This window comes from Stenotrophomonas sp. STEN008 (assembly GCF_056760435.1).
The window spans coordinates 30,437-46,617 of the sequence record NZ_JBRRET010000031.1 but is presented as its reverse complement, the minus strand read 5'-3'; the positions used below and the strand labels follow the sequence as shown (position 1 = coordinate 46,617).

The window sequence follows — 16,181 nt, the reverse complement described above, 5'->3', positions numbered from 1 at the left end:
CCGCGGGGGGGGGGGTGGGGGCGCGCGCGGGGGGGCCCCCACCCCCCCCCCCCCGCCCGCCGGGCGCGGGGGGGGTGCCACCCCTCCCGCCCCCCGCCCCCCCCCCCGGCGGGGGTCGATCGCCTACCCCTGCTGGCCCAGGGCGCGCAGCAGGCCACGCGCTTTGGCACGGGTCTCGTCCAGCTCCTTGTCTGGGTCCGAATCGACCACGATGCCGGCGCCGGTGCGGAAACTGACCTCGTGGCCGTCCACCTCGGCGGTACGGATCAGGATGTTCAGGTCCAGGTCGCCATCGCGGTTCAGCCAGCCGAACGCCCCGGTATAGGCACCGCGCGGCACCTGCTCCAGCTCGCTGATGATCTGCATGCAGCGCACCTTCGGGCAGCCGGTGATGGTGCCGCCGGGGAACGTTGCGGCGATCACTTCGCCGGGGGTGACCTCCGGGCGCAGATGGCCGCTGACGTTGCTGACGATGTGGTGCACATGGGCGTAGCTCTCCACCGTCATCAGTTCATCGACCACCACGGTGCCGGGCAGGCAGATGCGGCCCAGATCGTTGCGTTCGAGGTCGATCAGCATCACGTGCTCGGCGCGCTCCTTCGGGTGCCCGACCAGCTCCTGGATGCGCGCGGCATCATCGTCACCCTCGAAACGCGGGCGCGTGCCCGCGATCGGCCGGGTCTGCGCGTGGCCGGCATGCACCGATACCAGCCGCTCCGGCGAGGAGCTGACCACGTGCCGCCCAAACGCACTGAACAGGCCGGCAAACGGTGCGGGGTTGGCGCGGCGCAGCTGTGCGTACAGGGCCTGCGGGCTGACCGGCGTGGCGAACTGCGCGCTCCAGCGCCGCGACAGGTTCACCTGGAACACATCGCCGGCGCGCAGGTAGTCGATCACCCGGCGCACGCCGTCGGTGAAGCGCTGCGGCGCGTCTTCGCCGACCGACTGCGGCGGCTGCCAGCCCTGCCCCGCCTCCGGCAGCGCCTGCGCGGCCAGCGCCACCAGCGAGTCCAGCAGCGCCTGCTCGCCCGCTTCGGCGATGACGAAGCTGGCGTGGTTCTGGTGATCGTGCAGCACGGCCGCCGGGCAGCGCAGCGCCAGTGCCGTCGGCCGGCCATCATCGCGCGCACGCGCCGGCAGCACCGGCTCGATCTGGCTGGCCACTTCGTAGTCGAGCATCAAGGCCCAGCCGCCGCGGAACGGCAGGCTGTGACTGCCATCGTGCGGCAGCCGTGCCTGCTGCCAGGCGCGGTCCAGCGCCTGCAGGAAGCTGCCGGGCTGCACCGTATCCTGCTGGTCGCGCACGCAACCATCGGCATCCAGGCGCAGCGTGTCGCCCTGTGCGGCCAACAGCAGGCTCCAGCGGCCCTGCGCGGTGCCGGAAGCGGTGGACTCCATCAGCAGCGGGAAACGTTCCGGCGCCTGCTGCTGCAGGGCCAGCAGATCGATCGGATGCGGCAGCGGGTGGATCAGCGGGGCGTGGGTCATGGTGGCCTGCAGGGGAATTCAGATACACGGAAGCCGCCTTGCGGCGGCTTCCTCGTGCGTGGAGCACGTCCGGTCGAGCATGGCCCGACGCGACAACCCGGTCAGACGCGCTTGAAGATCAGCGTGCCGTTGGTGCCGCCGAAGCCGAAGCCATTGGACATCACCACGTCGACCTTGGCCTGGCGCGCTTCATTGGGGACGTAGTCCAGATCACAGCCTTCGCCCGGCTCCTGCAGGTTGATGGTCGGCGGGATGACGTTGTCCTGCAGCGCCATCACCGAGAAGATCGCCTCCACACCGCCGGCCGCGCCGAGCAGGTGGCCGGTCATCGACTTGGTGGAGCTGACCATCATCTTGTAGGCGTGGTCGCCGAAGGCCGTCTTCATCGCCATGGTTTCGCCGAGGTCGCCCAGCGGCGTGGAGGTGCCATGTGCGTTGAGGTAACCCACCTGTTCCGGATTCAGGCCAGCGTCCTTCAACGCCATGGTCATGCAGCGGGCAGCGCCTTCGCCGTTCTCGCTCGGCGCGGTCATGTGGTACGCGTCGGAGCTGGCGCCGAAGCCGGCCAGCTCGCAATAGATCTTCGCGCCACGGGCCTTGGCGTGCTCGTACTCTTCCAGGATCAGGATGCCGGCACCGTCGCCCAGCACGAAGCCGTCGCGGTCCTTGTCCCAGGGGCGCGAGGCCTGTTCCGGTGCGTCGTTGCGGGTGGACATGGCCTTCATCGCGCAGAAGCCGCCCACGGCGGTCGGCGAGGAGCCGCGCTCGGCGCCGCCCACCACCATCACGTCCGCATCGCCGTACTGGATCATGCGCATGGCGGTGCCGATCGAGTGGTTCGAGGTGGCGCAGGCCGAAACCGCCGAGAACGACGGGCCCTTCAGGCCGGTGATGATGCTCAGCTGGCCCGGCAGCATGTTGATGATGGTCTTGGGCACGTAGAAGGGCGAGATCTTCTTGCCCTCGTGGAATTCGATGGTCTGCTCTTCGATGCCGAGCAGGCCGCCGATGCCGGCGCCGACGATGGCGCCGATGCGCTCGGCATTGGCGTCGGTGATCTCCAGGCCCGAATCATGCAGGGCCATGAACGAGGCACCGAGGCCGTAATGGATGAACGGGTCCATCTTCTTGGCATCCTTGCCGCTGACCCGGTACTTGCCGAACAGTGCATTGTCGGCGGTGATGTCGAAGCCCTTGACCTCACCTGCAATCTTGGTGGTGAACCGTTCCAGGTAGGAATCGGCGACGTTGGTCAGCGGACCGATGCCCGAACGACCATGGGTGATGCCTTCCCAGCTGCTGGCCAGATCATTGCCCAACGGCGAGACGATACCCAGGCCGGTTACGACGACGCGACGCTTCATTGCTGATTCTCCTGACCCGAAGATGCTTTCGGGCAACGCGGTTTGCTTCGGTGTGATGCGCAAACACACGGGGCCGCAACAGCGGCCCCATGGGGTGCGGTGCGCGCCGGGCGGATGCCCGCACGCGCACTGCCGTCTGACATCAGGCCTTGACGTGGGCCTTGATGTAGTCGATGGCGGCCTGCACGGTGCTGATCTTCTCGGCTTCTTCGTCCGGGATTTCGCACTCGAATTCTTCTTCCAGCGCCATCACCAGCTCGACGGTGTCCAGCGAGTCAGCGCCCAGGTCATCGACGAACGATGCGCTGGTGGTGACTTCTTCTTCCTTGACGCCAAGCTGTTCGACGACGATTTTCTTGACGCGTTCTTCGATGGTGCTCATGGGATCTCGCTCCAGATGGAGTTGTGGTTCAAAAGTGGTCGCCATCAAGGGCGATGGCCGTGGGATAGTGTAGTGGAAACCGGCGCGCCCTTGCATTGCAGCAAAAATCCACGCAGATCAACCACTTGCGGCGCAATCCGTGCGCCCCTTGCTTACGGCATGTACATGCCGCCGTTCACATGGAGGGTTTCGCCGGTGATGTAGCCGGCAGCCGGGCTGGCCAGGAAGGCCACCGCATGGGCGATGTCTTCCGGTGAACCCAGGCGTTCGAGGGCGATGTCGTTGATCAGCGCGGTGCGCGCTTCTTCCGGCAGTGCCTTGGTCATATCGGTGTCGATGAAGCCCGGCGCGACCACGTTGACGGTGACGCCACGCGAGCCGATCTCCTTGGCCAGCGACTTGCTGAAGCCGATGATGCCGGCCTTGGCGGCCGCGTAGTTGGCCTGGCCGGCATTGCCGGTCACGCCCACCACCGAGGCGATGTTGATGATGCGGCCCTTGCGTGCCTTCATCATGCCGCGCATGACCGCCTTGCTGGTGCGGAACACGCTGGTCAGGTTGGTGTCGATGATCGAGGCCCAGTCATCGTCCTTCATGCGCATCAGCAGATTGTCGCGGGTGATGCCGGCGTTGTTGACCAGGATCGAGATCGGGCCGAATTCCTTGGCGATGCCATCCAGCACGCTGTCCAGTGCGGCGGCATCGGTGACGTTCAGCGCGCGGCCGTGACCACCGTGGGCCGCCAGGCGCTCGCCGATCGCAGCAGCGCCGGACTCGGTGGTGGCGGTGCCGATGACGGTGGCGCCCTGGGCGGCCAGCAGATCGGCAATGGCGGCACCGATGCCACGGCTGGCGCCGGTGACCAGTGCGATTTCACCCTGCAGGGGCTTGCTCATGATGGTTTCCTCAGACGGGGGCAGCCGCCCCACCCGCGCCGCGTGCAGCGGCCACTGGCAGGGTCGACAGGAACAGGGGCGATCAGGCCGACCATGCCTCGCGGGCGCTTTCAAAGTCGCCCGGGGTGGCCAGCGAACGGCCGTCGATGGCCTTGTCGATGCGCTTGACCAGGCCGGTCAGCACCTTGCCCGGGCCACATTCGGCAACCTGGGTGATGCCACGGGCGGCCAGGGCCTGCACGCAACCGGTCCACTGCACCGGCTGGTACAGCTGCTGGACCAGCGCGGTGCGGATGGCATCCACGCCGTCGTGCACCTGGGCATCGACGTTCTGTACCACCGGCAGCTGCGGAGCCTGCCAGGACAGCCCGGCCATCACTTCGGCCAGACGGTTGGCGGCCTCGCGCATCAACGGGGTATGCGAGGGCACGCTGACGGCCAGCTTCACTGCCTTGCGCACGCCCTTGTCGGCCAGCAACGCCAGCGCGCGGTCGACTGCTGCCGCATCGCCACCGATCACGATCTGGCCGGGCGAGTTGAAGTTGGCCGGTACCACCACCTGGCTGCCCGCTGCTTCGGCGCAGACGTCCAGCACCAGCTGGTCTTCGGCGCCGAGCACGGCGGCCATGGCGCCCACGCCGGCCGGAGCCGCGTCCTGCATCAGCTGGCCGCGCAGGCGCACCAGGTGCGCACCGTCATGCAGGCTCAGCGCGCCAGCGGCGACCAGCGCCGTGTACTCGCCCAGGCTGTGGCCGGCCAGCACCGACGGGCGCGGACCACCCACGGCGTTCCAGGCGCGCCAAACGCCGATGCTCGCCGCCAGCAGGGCCGGCTGCGTGTATTCGGTACGGTTGAGCATTTCCTCCGGGCCACCCTGGGACAGCGCCCACAGGTCGACGCCGGCACCATCGGATGCCTCGGTGAAGGCCTCACGCACCTGCGGGTGCAGCTCGGCCAGCTCGGCCACCATGCCCACAGACTGCGAGCCCTGGCCGGGGAAGACAAAAGCGAGGGTGGATACGGTCACGCGGTCATCCGCTTGTTGCAATCGAAGCGGGCCATGATAAGGGTGAATCCGCCGTGTCGTCTGTACGTGCGCGTATGCAGGGCGTATGGAGCGCGCCAGCAATGCCGGGCCGGCGAACGGTTGCGGCAGCGCCAAGCCATGCCCGGTGAACGGCTCCGGTAGCGCCGGGCCATGCCCGGCGGATGCAATCAGCAGAACAACTGCAGAATGTCCAGTTCGCCATCGGCAAAGAAGTCCATGCACAGCCCGACCACCATCAGCACCCCCATGGTCGTGGCGCCGTGCGCGATGAAGATCGAATGGGCCAGCGTGCGCGCCGAGCGTCCGAGCTTCATGCAGACCCGGGCCAGGCGCTGCAGGCGGCCGCTCACAGCGTGCACGTGCTCGCGTACCGGCGCCTGCACGGTGCCGATCGCCTCGGCCATCATCGCCTGCAGGCAGTCGGGCCGGTCGGCGTAGTACTTGGCCACGCCATAGCCGAACATCAGCCAGTCGCGCGCCTGGGCTTCGGCCAGATCCATCACTTCCAGCGGATCTTCCTCGAAGTCGATGAAACCGACCCGCTCGCCATCCCAGGTGAGATTGCGCGGCAGCGGCTGGCCGAAATAGGCGCCACGGCTGTGTGCTTCGGCAAGTGCCCGCATTGCGGCCATCACCAGCCGGTCCCGCCCGGCGTCATCGGCCTCGCGCAGGCAGGTGTTGAACGAGCTGCCGTTGTCACCGATCACCAGCGCGGCATGGCCGCTGCCGATCACGTCGGGCACGTTCACCCCTTGTGCCTGCAGTTCACCCAGGCGGCGGGCCTCGACCTCGCGTGCGGCGTCACCGCCCCGGTGCGGTGGCGGACGCAGCGCGTCCAGCTGGAACCGGCGGGCGACGAAATTGAGCAGGCCCAGGGCCATGGCTCGGCTTCCCTTGCCGTACTGCTTCAGCCAGGCGCGCTGCCCGTCGATGACGATGGGCTCAACCATGACAGGACCTCCTTAAACGCGTTACGGCCCCGGAGGGCCGCAACGACAGACTTCACGTTGTCGTAACTTGCACTATCAATAGCGCAACAGGGCCGAACCCCACGTGAAGCCGCCACCAAAGGCTTCCAGCAGCAGCAGCTGACCGCGCTCGACGCGGCCCGAGCGGACCGCAGCGTCCAGCGCCAGCGGCACCGAGCCGGACGAGGTGTTGCCATGCTGGTCGACGGTGACCACGACCTGGTCCATCGACATTTCCAGCCGCTTGGCGGTGGCTTCGATGATGCGCAGGTTGGCCTGGTGCGGGATCAGCCAGTCCAGGTCCGACTTGTCCAGGCCATTGGCAGCCAGGGTCTCGTCCACGACCGAGTCCAGCGCCTTGACGGCGTACTTGAACACGTCGTTGCCCTTCATGTTGATGGTGCCGCCGCCATTGGCGCCGTCCTTGAAACCGGCCGAAACGCCAACCGGATTCCACAGCAGTTCCTTCTTGCTGCCATCAGAGTGCAGATGCGTGCTGAGGATGCCGGTTTCCTCGTCGGCCTTGAGCACGACGGCGCCAGCACCATCACCGAACAGCACGCAGGTGGTGCGGTCGTTCCAGTCGACGATGCGGGTCAGGGTTTCCGCGCCGATCACCAGCACGTGCCTGCAGTCGCCGGAACGGATGAACTTGTCGGCCACGCTCAGCGCGAACACGAAGCCCGAGCAGGCCGCGTTGACGTCGAAGGCGGGGCAACCGGCCACACCGAGCTTGGCCTGGATGAGGCACGCGGTGGACGGGAAAATCAGATCAGGCGTGGTCGTGCCGACCACGATCATGTCGAGCTGGGAAGCGTCGATGCCCGCCGCTTCAAGCGCACGCAGCGCAGCCTGGTAGCCGAGATCGCTGGTGGTCTCGCCTTCGGCCGCAATGTGCCGCTCACGAATACCGGTGCGCGTCTGGATCCACTCGTCCGAGGTTTCGACCATTTTTTCCAGGTCGGCGTTGGTCAGGACTTTTTCCGGCAAATAGCTGCCGGTGCCCGCGATCCTCGAGTAGATCCGCTTGCTCATCATGTTTCCTGTTGCGCGGGCCGCCGATCACCGGCACGCCCGGGGAAAGAAGGCAAAGGCCGCTGCCCGTCGGGCAGCGGCCTTCCCGGCACATCAATCTTCTTCGACGGCCGAGGTCTTGGTCTGGATGACCTTCTTGCCACGGTAGAAACCGTCGGCAGTGATGTGGTGACGCAGATGCACTTCACCGGTGGTCGGGTCGGTCGACAGCTGCTTGGCGCTCAGGGCGTCATGCGAACGACGCTGGCCGCGACGGGACGGGGTAACACGGGATTTCTGGACAGCCATGGGATTGCTCCAAACTCGGTTCGTTTTGCTTCGTCGTTTCGTCGCACAGGACGCCAGCGCCCAGCACACTTTTCGCTTTCGCCGCAGCCGCCGACGACAACCGGCTGCTATTGTTTCTTCAACGCCGCCAACGCCGCGAACGGGTTGGCCTTCTTCGTTTCTTCTTCGCTCGGTGCCCAGTCCTTGTCGACTGCTTCACCGTCGGGTGACAGCGGTACCACCGGCACCGCCAGCACCAGTTCGTCCTCGACCAGGTCCAGCGGACGCAGCTGGCCATCTTCCGGCACCAGCAACGCCTCGTATTCCTCCGGCAGGGACGATTCCTCGTCCTCGTCGCGGATCAGGCCAAGCCTCTGGGTCACCTTCACCGGCAACAGGAATCGCTGCATGCTGCGCTGACAGGTCAGCGGCAGCGCGGTGTCGATGGTCAGTTCCACATAGGATACCCGCAAGACGTCGTCGCGACCGAACTCAAGCGAGTACACGCACTCGCCGTCGGTATCTGCGACCAACCCCTGCAGGCGGGTCAATTCAGCCAGGGACACCTGACCGTCGAAGCGCCTTCGCGCTACAACCATCCGCCAGGCATCCAGCGTTTCGGGCACGTTCGCGGACATAAGCCGCTGAATACTAAGGATCCGGGCGGCGGCTGTCAAATGCCCGCCACATGAGGCTTGCCGCTGGCAGTCAGGCCGGGCCAGACTGCCGCACCCTGCCCCGGTATTGTTGCATGACCCTGGTCCTGGCCTCCACCTCCCGTTACCGCCGCGAACTGCTGCAGCGGCTGGCCCTGCCGTTCGAGTGCGCGCGCCCGGAGGTGGATGAAACGCCGTTGAGCGGTGAAGCCCCGCTGGATCTGGCGGTACGCCTGGCCGCGGCCAAGGCGGCCGATGTGGCCGCCCGCCACCCGGGCGCCTGGGTGATCGGCTCGGACCAGGTCGCCGATCTGGAAGGCCGGTCGCTGGGCAAGCCAGGCACGGTCGATGCCGCCTGTGCGCAGTTGGCGGCCATGGCCGGACGCACCGTACGCTTCCACACCGCCCTCAATCTCACACGGGACGGAGAATCTTTCGCAGCGCTGGATCTGACCGAAGTGCGCTTCCGTCATCTTGATGCCGCGGAAATCGCCCGTTATGTCGCTGCCGAGCAGCCCCTTGACTGTGCCGGCAGCTTCAAATGCGAAGGACTGGGCATCAGCCTGTTCGAAGCCATCGACAGCCGCGATCCCACTGCGCTGGTCGGCTTGCCCCTGATCGCCCTGTGCGGCGTGCTGCGCAGGGCCGGATTCCGGGTGCCCTGAGCCCCGGGGTAGCGCCTTCAGCGCTTCTCCACCACGAACGGCTGCTCCTGCCATGCTTCCACGCTGCCGTCGTGGCCGTACAGGCGCAGGCCCAGCCAGTGCTTGCCCGGTGCCAGCACGGAGGTATCGAGGCTGGCATCGAAGCCCACGGCCGGATGCTGCGGATCGGTGCTGTCCGGCCAGGCCGGGCGCAGGTCGAACTCGCGACCGTAGCGTGCATCGCCGATCGAACGGCCATCGACCAGCACCTCCACGCGCGCCAGGCCGACGCCGTCCTTGAAGGCCCAGCCCCGGATCGCCAGCGTGCCGGACACCTTCTCGCCATTGGACGGCGCATCCAGCCACGCCATCGCCGGCGTCACGCAGGGCCCCGGCGCGCGCTGCGCCGGCAGGCGGAACAGCAGGAAGCGCTGGAAGCCGTGGTCACTGCTGACAATCCGTGGTGCCGGCAGCGGCCCCACCTGTTCGCAGACCGCGTGATAGCGGTCCAGCAGCTCGCGGTACCGCTGGTCGCTGGGTGACAGCACCAGCAGCATGGGCGCGGTGCGCTCACCGGCATGCACCAGGTTCCACTGCGCCAGCTGCGCCGTGCGGCCATGCTTGTCGTTGAGCGGGTGCGGCAACACTTCGATATCGCCATCGCCCAGTTGGAAGCCCAGCTCGGCCCCCACCTTGAAGTTGCCGGCCAGGACACGCGTGCCTTCCGGCATCTGCTGCAGTTCCTCGCGGACCGCCGCGGCCAACGGCTCCCAGCCGGCGAAATTGCGCGGGTAGTACTTGCTGCCGGCCATCTGCTCGCGCAGTGCCGGCGTGGATGCCATCAGGTAGTAGCCGAACGCCAGCACCATGCCCAGCCCTGCCAGCCACCACCCTGTCCTGCGCAGCCAGCGCGGCCATCCATTGAGCACCACCGGTACCGCGACCAGCAGCGCCAGGTAGCCCGGCAGCGGCCAGTGGAAACTGATGCGCTCGACATCGGTGAAGAAGCCCAGCAGGAAGATGCCCAGCGTCGATACGCCGCCCACCAGCCCGAAGTAGCGCCACTGCACGCGCGCACCACCACCGCTGCGCGTGCCGGCCAGCGCCACCTTCCACATCGCGATGCACAGGATGGGGGTGACCAGCATCGGCTGGATCACCAGGAACCACAGCCCGCCCCACTCGAACGCCCAGGGATGGCGCTCGACCACCTGGAACTTCAGCCCGGCATCGTGGTTGTCCGCATTCCACGCCAGCAACGGCAACCAGGCCAGTACACCGATGGCCAGCGCGACCCAGACCCGCGGATCGGCCAGCATGCGCCGGCCCTGCGGCAACGCCAGCAACGCGATGAAGCCGACGCCGATCACACCAATGAAGCGATAGTGGCTGAGCGCACCGATCAGCAGGCCCAACGCCAGCTTCATCGCCGACGATGCGTCCACGTTGTGCAGCAGGCGCGCACCCGCGTGCAGGCACAGCACGGCCGCCAGCGCCATGGGTACGTCCGGCACCGCCAGCAGACCCAGTGTGGCCGACAGTGGCATCAGCAGAGTAAGGCTGCCTGCCTGCCAACCGGCCACCGCACCGAACCAGCGCGTGGCGATGCGCGAAACCAGCCAGGGCAGCAACGCACCGATCGCCAGGAACGGCAGGCGCAAGGCCAGCACGTGATGACCGCCGATCTCCACGCCCAGCCGCGCCATCCACGCGGTCAGGCCCGGCAGATCGGAATAGGCCGCCGCCAGGTGCTGGCCTTCCTGCCAGTAGAACGCTTCATCGACGAACAGTGGCAGGCGCGCGGCCACCACCAGCTTGGCCGCTGTGACCAGCGTCCATAACCAGAGAAAAATCGTCCGTGCGCGCTGTTCGCCCTGCATTGCTCTATGGATAATCGAGGAGATTCCAGATCAGAGACGATCATGCCAGCTTCGTCCCCCAGTCCCAGCATGCTAACCGATCAACTGCGCCAGTCCCTGCGGGAGGCCCAGGATCAGGTCAACGCGCTGGTGCTGGGCAAGGTTCCGGAAGTGCGGCTCGCCTTCGTCGCGCTGCTGTCCGGTGGACATCTGCTGATCGAGGACCTGCCCGGCCTCGGCAAGACCACGCTGGCCCACGCGCTGGCCAGCAGTCTGGGCCTGGGCTTCCAGCGCGTGCAGTTCACCTCGGACCTGTTGCCGGCCGATGTGCTTGGCGTATCGGTGTATGAGGCAGGCAGTCGCCAGTTCCAGTTCCATCCCGGCCCGGTGTTCACCCATGTGCTGCTGGCCGATGAAATCAACCGCGCGCCACCACGCACGCAGAGCGCGCTGCTGGAGGCCATGGCCGAACAGCAGGTGACACTGGATGGACAGACGCATGCGCTGCCGGACCCCTTCTTCGTGATCGCCACCCAGAATCCGGTGGACCTGTCGGGCACGTTCCCCTTGCCCGACTCGCAGCTGGACCGTTTCCTGCTGCGGCTGGCGATGGGCTATCCCAGCCCGCAGGCCGAGCGCGAGCTGCTGCGCGGCACCGATCGCCGCGACCTGATCGCACGTGCGATGCCGAAACTGGACGAAGTGCAGGTGCGGGCATTGCGTGAGGCCGTAGGCCAGGTCCACGCCAGCGACGCGCTGGTCGACTACGTGCAGGCCCTGCTGACCCGCAGCCGCCAGCATGCAGGCGTGCGCGTAGGGCTGTCGCCTCGTGCGGGACTGGCGCTGCTGCGTGCAGCCCGGGCGCATGCGCTGCTGCTCGGCCGCAGCCATGTCATTCCCGAAGACGTGCAGACGCTGTTCGTGGCGGTGGCGGGGCATCGACTGGTGGCCGAAGCCGAGTCCAGCTCCGGGCCTGCGCTGGCACGCGCGATCCTGCAGACCGTCACGGTGGACTGAGCGTGGCCTCGCGCTGGGCGCGGCTGCAGCTGCTGGCACGCCCGCGTGCGCCGGAAGCACTGCCGCAGCGGTTGAACCGCCACCGCATCTACGTGCTGCCGACGCGCTTCGGCCTGTTCGTCGCCACGCTGCTGTCGGCGATGCTGCTGGGTGCGCTGAACTACAACAACAACCCCGCGTTGCTGCTGGCGTTGCTGCTGGCGGCGGCGGCAATCGCCAGCGCCATTGCCGCGCACCTGCAGTTGTCGGGCGTGCAGATCGATGCGATCTCCGCCGAGCCGGTGCCTGCCGGCCAGCCGCTGCGGCTGCGCGTGGACCTGTCGCTGCGTGATCCGCGGCCACGACAGGGGCTGCACCTGCAACTGGGCGACAGCCAGGCCTGGACCTCGCTGCCGGCACAGGGGCGCGGCGAAGTGGAGCTGGACGTCCCCAGCGAACGTCGCGGCTGGCGGGAGCTGTCGCGCATCCGCCTGTCCACCACGCAACCGTTGGGCCTGGTCCGTGCGTGGTCGTGGGTGTGGCCGGAACAGCCATTGCTGGTGTATCCCCTGGCCGAAGCGTTGGCCCCCGCGCTGCCGGAGCGCGGCAACGATCCATTGCACACCCGCGCCCACGCCAGCGGCGAAGAGCTGCACCAGCTGCGCCCCTACCGCGCCGGAGACGCGCCACGCAGCATTGCCTGGAAGCACTCCGCGCGCCGCGACAGCCTGCTGGTCCGTGAGTACGAAAAGCCGGTCGGCATCGAGGTCGTGCTGGACTGGCACACGCTGGCGCCACTGCCGACCGAAGCGCGCATCGCACGCTTGGCGCGCTGGATCGACATGGCCGAACGCGGAGGTCGCCGCTACACCCTGCTGCTGCCCTCGCATCCGCCACTGGGGCCGGGACAGGGCGCCAGCCATCACCATCTCTGCCTGCGCGCGTTGGCGCTGATGCCGCATGACTGACGCCGCGCCCACGCTCGACCGCAACGCCCGCACCTGGACCCTGGCCAGCGCTGCGCTTGCGCTGCTGCCGTTGCTGCTGCAGTTGCCGCCGATGCTGGCCACGGTGATCGCGCTGGCTGCGCTGCTGACGGCCGCGCTGTCGTGGCGACGCGTGTTGCCGATGCCGGTGCGCCTGCTGCTGGTGCTGGGCATGCTGGCCGCCATCGTCTGGCAGATGGGCCTGGTCCGCCCCGGACGCGATACCGGCTGCGCACTGCTCGCCGCGATGCTTGCAATAAAGTCCAGCGAGCTGCGCAGCCTGCGCGATGCACGCAGCCTGCTGGGCTTCGCGCTGTTCTCGCCATTCGCCGCCTTCCTGCTGGACCAGGGCCCGCTGACCACGCTGCTGGCGGCGCTGGCCGGCCTTTGTGCACTTCTGGCCCTGCAGCGCCTGGCACAGGGCGAGGGCCACGCCGACGCCTTGCCGTTGCGCGGCCAGCTGAAGGGCGTCGGCCGGCTGCTGGCGCTGGGCCTGCCACTGGCGCTGGCGTCGTTCTGGCTGTTTCCGCGTCTGTCCACGCCGCTGTGGGGCGTACCCGAACGCGCGGTCAGCACGCCGGGCCTGTCCGACAGCATGGAGCCGGGGCAGTGGCTGGACCTGATGGCCGACGACACACCTGCGCTGCGGGTGCAGTTCTTCGGCGCCGTACCCGAGCCGGACCAGCGCTACTGGCGAGGACCGGTGTTGACCGACTTCGATGGCCGACGCTGGACCCGTGACCCTGCCCGCACGCAGCGCCCACCCGCGATCGTCGATGCCGGTGCGCGCGGCTGGGACTACCAGATCGACTACGAACCGACCGACCGCCGCCAGCTGGTGGCACTGGATCTGCCCACCCGTGCGCCGGAAGGCAGCACGCTGGATGCGGACATGAGCCTGCTCAGCGACCGCACGCTGTCGGCGCTGAGCCGGTGGCGCCTGCACTCGGCGCCGCCGCAGCACTTCGACAGCGCGCTCCCCCCCTACCTGCGACGCGCAGCGCTGCAGTTGCCGGCCGGCTTCAATCCACGCACCGCCACCCTCGCCCGGCAGTGGCGGCAGGAGGCGGGCAGCAACGATGAGGCCGTGGTACGTCGCGCCCTGCAGTGGATCACCACCGATTTCTCCTACACGCTGGACACGCCCGTGGCCGGCCGCGACCCCATCGATGAATTCCTGTTCGGCTACAAGGCAGGCTTCTGCGAGCACTTCAGTTCGGCCTTCGTGGTGCTGATGCGCAATGCAGGCATTCCGGCCCGCGTGGTGACCGGCTTCGCCGGCGGCACGCGCAACCGGGTGGGCGACTACTGGGTTGTCCGGCGGATGGATGCCCACGCCTGGGCCGAGGTCTGGCTGCCGCAACGGGGCTGGGTGCGGGTCGATCCCACGGCGGCCGTCGCCCCAGAACGCATCCTGGACACCCTCGACGATCGCCTGCTGGCAGACGCCGGCAATCCGCTGCGGCAGCGCTGGCTGCAGCTGGGGCAGATGGGCGACTGGCTGCGCCGTGGCTGGAACGACCTGGTGCTGTCCTTCGATGCGCGCCGCCAGCAGCAGCTGTTCAAGCCCCTGGGTCTGGACGACATCGCGCCGGGACAGTTGCTGTCAGGCTTCGTGATGGCCGCGTTGGCAGCCGTGCTGTGGATGGCATGGCTGCTGGCCCGGGGCGAGCGCGAACGCGACCCGCTGCTGCGCGCCTGGCACCGCCTGGGCCGGCGCTACGCCCGGCTCGGCTTGGCCCGCGAACCGCACGAGCCGGCACTGCTCTGGGCCCGTCGCGTCCATGCGTGCCGGCCCGATCCGGCCCTGCTGGCACTCAGCCAGCGTTTCGCCGACGCGCGCTACGCTGGAACTTGCACCGACCTCGCTTCATTATTGCGGGACCTGCGCAGGCATCGCCCGACTTCCGGAGCCTCCCCATGAACACCAAGTTCCTTCTCACCGCTGTGGCCACGCTGGCCCTGTCGGCCTGCGCCACGGCCCCAAAGCCGCTGCAGGGACAGTTCAGCCTGGTCTCCCCGCGCGATTCAGTCGCCACCCAGCAGGTCGGCACGCCCGTGCGCTGGGGCGGCCGCATCATCGAAACCAAGCCCGGCCAGGGCGAGACCTGCTTCCAGATGATCTCGCGCCCGCTCAACGCCTCCGGCCGCCCGAACACCACCTCGTCCGATGCCAGCGACGGCCGCTTCATCGCCTGCCGCTCCGGCTTCTACGATCCGGCGGTGTTTGAGCCCGGCCGTGACGTGACCTTCATCGGCAAGATCGATGGCTACCAGAACACCCGCATCGGCGAGTACGACTATCGCCTGCCGAAGCTGTCGGCCGATGTGATCTACCTGTGGCCGGAGCAGCGACAGGTCGACGTCGTGCCCTACCCCTATGGCCCCTGGGGCCCGGGCCCGTATGGCCCGTACTGGGGCTACGGCCGCTGGGGCTGGTGGTAACCCCCCTCCGGCACGCATGACGCAGAAGGCCGCCCACCGGGCGGCCTTCTGCTTGCACGGCATCGCGCCGGCGGGCGCTTACTTCCCGGGCGCGCCGAAATGGCCCAGCGGCGCGCCGGCCAGCAGATGCATGTGGATGTGGAACACGGTCTGCCCCGCATCCTCACGGCAGTTCATCACGATGCGGTAGCCCTGCTCGGCAAAGCCCTCGCGGCGCGCATAGTCGGCCGCCGCCAGGGCCAGCTTGCCGATCAGGTGCGCCTGCGAAGGCTGCAGGTCGTCCAGGGTCGGAATGATTTCATTCTTCGGAATGAACAGCACGTGCACCGGCGCCTGCGGCGCGATGTCCTTGAAGCCCAGCACGTCTTCGTCTTCATAGACGATGGTGGCCGGAATCTCGCGACGGATGATCCTGCTGAAAAGGGTTTCGTTGCTCATGGTCGGCCTCGGTGAAATGTCGCCTGCATTGTAGGCAACCCCCGCCCTTCAAAGGGCCAGGCCGTCAATCGCGGAATTCGCTGCGGGTGCCGAACGCGTGCGACAGCGTGCCGCGATCCACGTACTCCAGTTCGCCCCCCAGCGGCAGCCCCTGCGCCAACCGGCTCGGCCGGACCTGGCGGGCCCGCGCCAGCTGCGCCAGATAATGCGCGGTGGCCTCTCCCTCGACGGTGGCGCTGGTGGCGATGATCAGCTCCTGCACTTCGCCTTCGCCAAGGCGCTGCTCCAGCTGCTCCAGGCCCAGGTCGCGCGGACCGATGCCGTCGAGCGGCGACAGACGCCCCTGCAGCACGAAGTAGACACCCCGGAAGCCGGTGGCATTCTCGATGGCAAGGCGGTCGGCGGGCGATTCCACCACGCACAGCTGGCTGCGCTCGCGGCTGCCGTTGGCGCAGGTCGGGCACAGTTCGGTTTCACTGAAATCGCGGCACTGCGCGCAGTGGCCGATGCGCTCTACGGCCAGCGCCAACACCTCGGCCAGGCGCTGGCCGCCGTCGCGTTCGCGTTCCAGCAGGTGGTAGGCCATGCGCTGCGCGGTCTTCTGGCCCACGCCAGGCAGCACCCGCAGCGCATCGATCAATTGTTCAAGCAGGGGTGCGGACACGGCAGCTTCTGGCTTTATGGGTGTGCGCGGCACCCGGCAACGCGG

17 protein-coding genes are annotated in these 16,181 nt (G+C 68.0%); 5 read left to right on the top strand and 12 right to left on the bottom strand.

Features of this window, described 5'->3' with window-relative positions; translation table 11 throughout:
- Positions 1–123: 123 nt before the first annotated feature.
- The 9 genes from ACVOME_RS14275 to ACVOME_RS14235 all read right to left on the bottom strand — a co-directional run bounded on the left by ACVOME_RS14275 (position 124) and on the right by ACVOME_RS14235 (position 8,086).
- Complete coding sequence (locus tag ACVOME_RS14275) at positions 124–1,488, bottom strand: aminodeoxychorismate synthase component I (protein ID WP_053519105.1); 1,365 nt, start codon at positions 1,486–1,488, stop codon at positions 124–126.
- 101 nt (positions 1,489–1,589) lie between these two features.
- Positions 1,590–2,852 carry a beta-ketoacyl-ACP synthase II gene (fabF, locus tag ACVOME_RS14270; RefSeq protein ID WP_053519103.1) on the bottom strand — a complete coding sequence of 421 codons (1,263 nt, stop codon included), beginning with the start codon at positions 2,850–2,852 and terminating at the stop codon, positions 1,590–1,592.
- A 142-nt stretch (positions 2,853–2,994) separates the two neighbouring features.
- Positions 2,995–3,234 carry an acyl carrier protein gene (gene acpP / locus ACVOME_RS14265; RefSeq protein ID WP_053519101.1) on the bottom strand — a complete coding sequence of 80 codons (240 nt, stop codon included), beginning with the start codon at positions 3,232–3,234 and terminating at the stop codon, positions 2,995–2,997.
- 152 nt (positions 3,235–3,386) lie between these two features.
- Positions 3,387–4,130 carry a 3-oxoacyl-ACP reductase FabG gene (fabG, locus tag ACVOME_RS14260; protein WP_053519099.1) on the bottom strand — a complete coding sequence of 248 codons (744 nt, stop codon included), beginning with the start codon at positions 4,128–4,130 and terminating at the stop codon, positions 3,387–3,389.
- 82 nt (positions 4,131–4,212) lie between these two features.
- Positions 4,213–5,157 (bottom strand): ACP S-malonyltransferase, encoded by a 945-nt coding sequence (gene fabD, locus ACVOME_RS14255; RefSeq protein WP_263177719.1) that lies wholly within the window; start codon positions 5,155–5,157, stop codon positions 4,213–4,215.
- 188 nt (positions 5,158–5,345) lie between these two features.
- Positions 5,346–6,128 carry a BUD32 family EKC/KEOPS complex subunit gene (locus ACVOME_RS14250; protein WP_065182460.1) on the bottom strand — a complete coding sequence of 261 codons (783 nt, stop codon included), beginning with the start codon at positions 6,126–6,128 and terminating at the stop codon, positions 5,346–5,348.
- A gap of 75 nt (positions 6,129–6,203) precedes the next feature.
- Positions 6,204–7,181 carry a beta-ketoacyl-ACP synthase III gene (locus ACVOME_RS14245; protein WP_053519093.1) on the bottom strand — a complete coding sequence of 326 codons (978 nt, stop codon included), beginning with the start codon at positions 7,179–7,181 and terminating at the stop codon, positions 6,204–6,206.
- Between the two features lie 93 nt (positions 7,182–7,274).
- Complete coding sequence (gene rpmF / locus ACVOME_RS14240) at positions 7,275–7,469, bottom strand: 50S ribosomal protein L32 (protein WP_005408308.1); 195 nt, start codon at positions 7,467–7,469, stop codon at positions 7,275–7,277.
- A gap of 107 nt (positions 7,470–7,576) precedes the next feature.
- The gene (locus ACVOME_RS14235; RefSeq protein ID WP_049404889.1) at positions 7,577–8,086 is read right to left on the bottom strand and encodes a YceD family protein; all 510 of its coding nucleotides are present in this window, start codon (positions 8,084–8,086) and stop codon (positions 7,577–7,579) included.
- Between the two features lie 113 nt (positions 8,087–8,199).
- On the opposite strand from ACVOME_RS14235, the gene ACVOME_RS14230 reads away from it, so the two are divergent.
- Positions 8,200–8,769: a Maf family nucleotide pyrophosphatase gene (locus tag ACVOME_RS14230; RefSeq protein WP_197571487.1), complete on the top strand. Its 570-nt coding sequence runs from the start codon at positions 8,200–8,202 to the stop codon at positions 8,767–8,769.
- A 17-nt stretch (positions 8,770–8,786) separates the two neighbouring features.
- Here ACVOME_RS14230 and ACVOME_RS14225 read toward each other — a convergent pair whose 3' ends face one another.
- On the bottom strand, positions 8,787–10,628 hold the full coding sequence (locus ACVOME_RS14225) for a glycosyltransferase family 39 protein (protein ID WP_065175955.1): 1,842 nt from the start codon (positions 10,626–10,628) through the stop codon (positions 8,787–8,789).
- Positions 10,629–10,670: 42 nt separating this feature from the next.
- Here ACVOME_RS14225 and ACVOME_RS14220 point away from each other — a divergent pair, with 42 nt between their 5' ends.
- The 4 genes from ACVOME_RS14220 to ACVOME_RS14205 are packed head-to-tail and all read left to right on the top strand — an operon-like array spanning position 10,671 to position 15,034.
- Positions 10,671–11,624 (top strand): AAA family ATPase, encoded by a 954-nt coding sequence (locus tag ACVOME_RS14220; RefSeq protein WP_065175954.1) that lies wholly within the window; start codon positions 10,671–10,673, stop codon positions 11,622–11,624.
- A 2-nt stretch (positions 11,625–11,626) separates the two neighbouring features.
- A complete protein-coding gene (locus ACVOME_RS14215) occupies positions 11,627–12,571 on the top strand; it encodes a DUF58 domain-containing protein (protein WP_053519085.1) in 945 nt (314 codons plus the stop codon).
- Complete coding sequence (locus tag ACVOME_RS14210) at positions 12,564–14,513, top strand: transglutaminase TgpA family protein (RefSeq protein WP_481505202.1); 1,950 nt, start codon at positions 12,564–12,566, stop codon at positions 14,511–14,513. The genes ACVOME_RS14215 and ACVOME_RS14210 overlap by 8 nt, the downstream gene beginning before the upstream one ends.
- The gene (locus ACVOME_RS14205) at positions 14,510–15,034 is read left to right on the top strand and encodes a Slp family lipoprotein (protein WP_065175952.1); all 525 of its coding nucleotides are present in this window, start codon (positions 14,510–14,512) and stop codon (positions 15,032–15,034) included. Before ACVOME_RS14210 ends, ACVOME_RS14205 begins: the two co-directional genes overlap by 4 nt.
- Before the next feature lie 78 nt (positions 15,035–15,112).
- Here the strand turns inward: ACVOME_RS14205 and ACVOME_RS14200 are convergent, their stop codons facing one another.
- Both ACVOME_RS14200 and recR read right to left on the bottom strand, forming a co-directional pair.
- Complete coding sequence (locus tag ACVOME_RS14200; protein ID WP_053519079.1) at positions 15,113–15,472, bottom strand: histidine triad nucleotide-binding protein; 360 nt, start codon at positions 15,470–15,472, stop codon at positions 15,113–15,115.
- A gap of 64 nt (positions 15,473–15,536) precedes the next feature.
- Complete coding sequence (gene recR / locus ACVOME_RS14195; RefSeq protein ID WP_053519077.1) at positions 15,537–16,136, bottom strand: recombination mediator RecR; 600 nt, start codon at positions 16,134–16,136, stop codon at positions 15,537–15,539.
- Positions 16,137–16,181 lie beyond the last annotated feature (45 nt).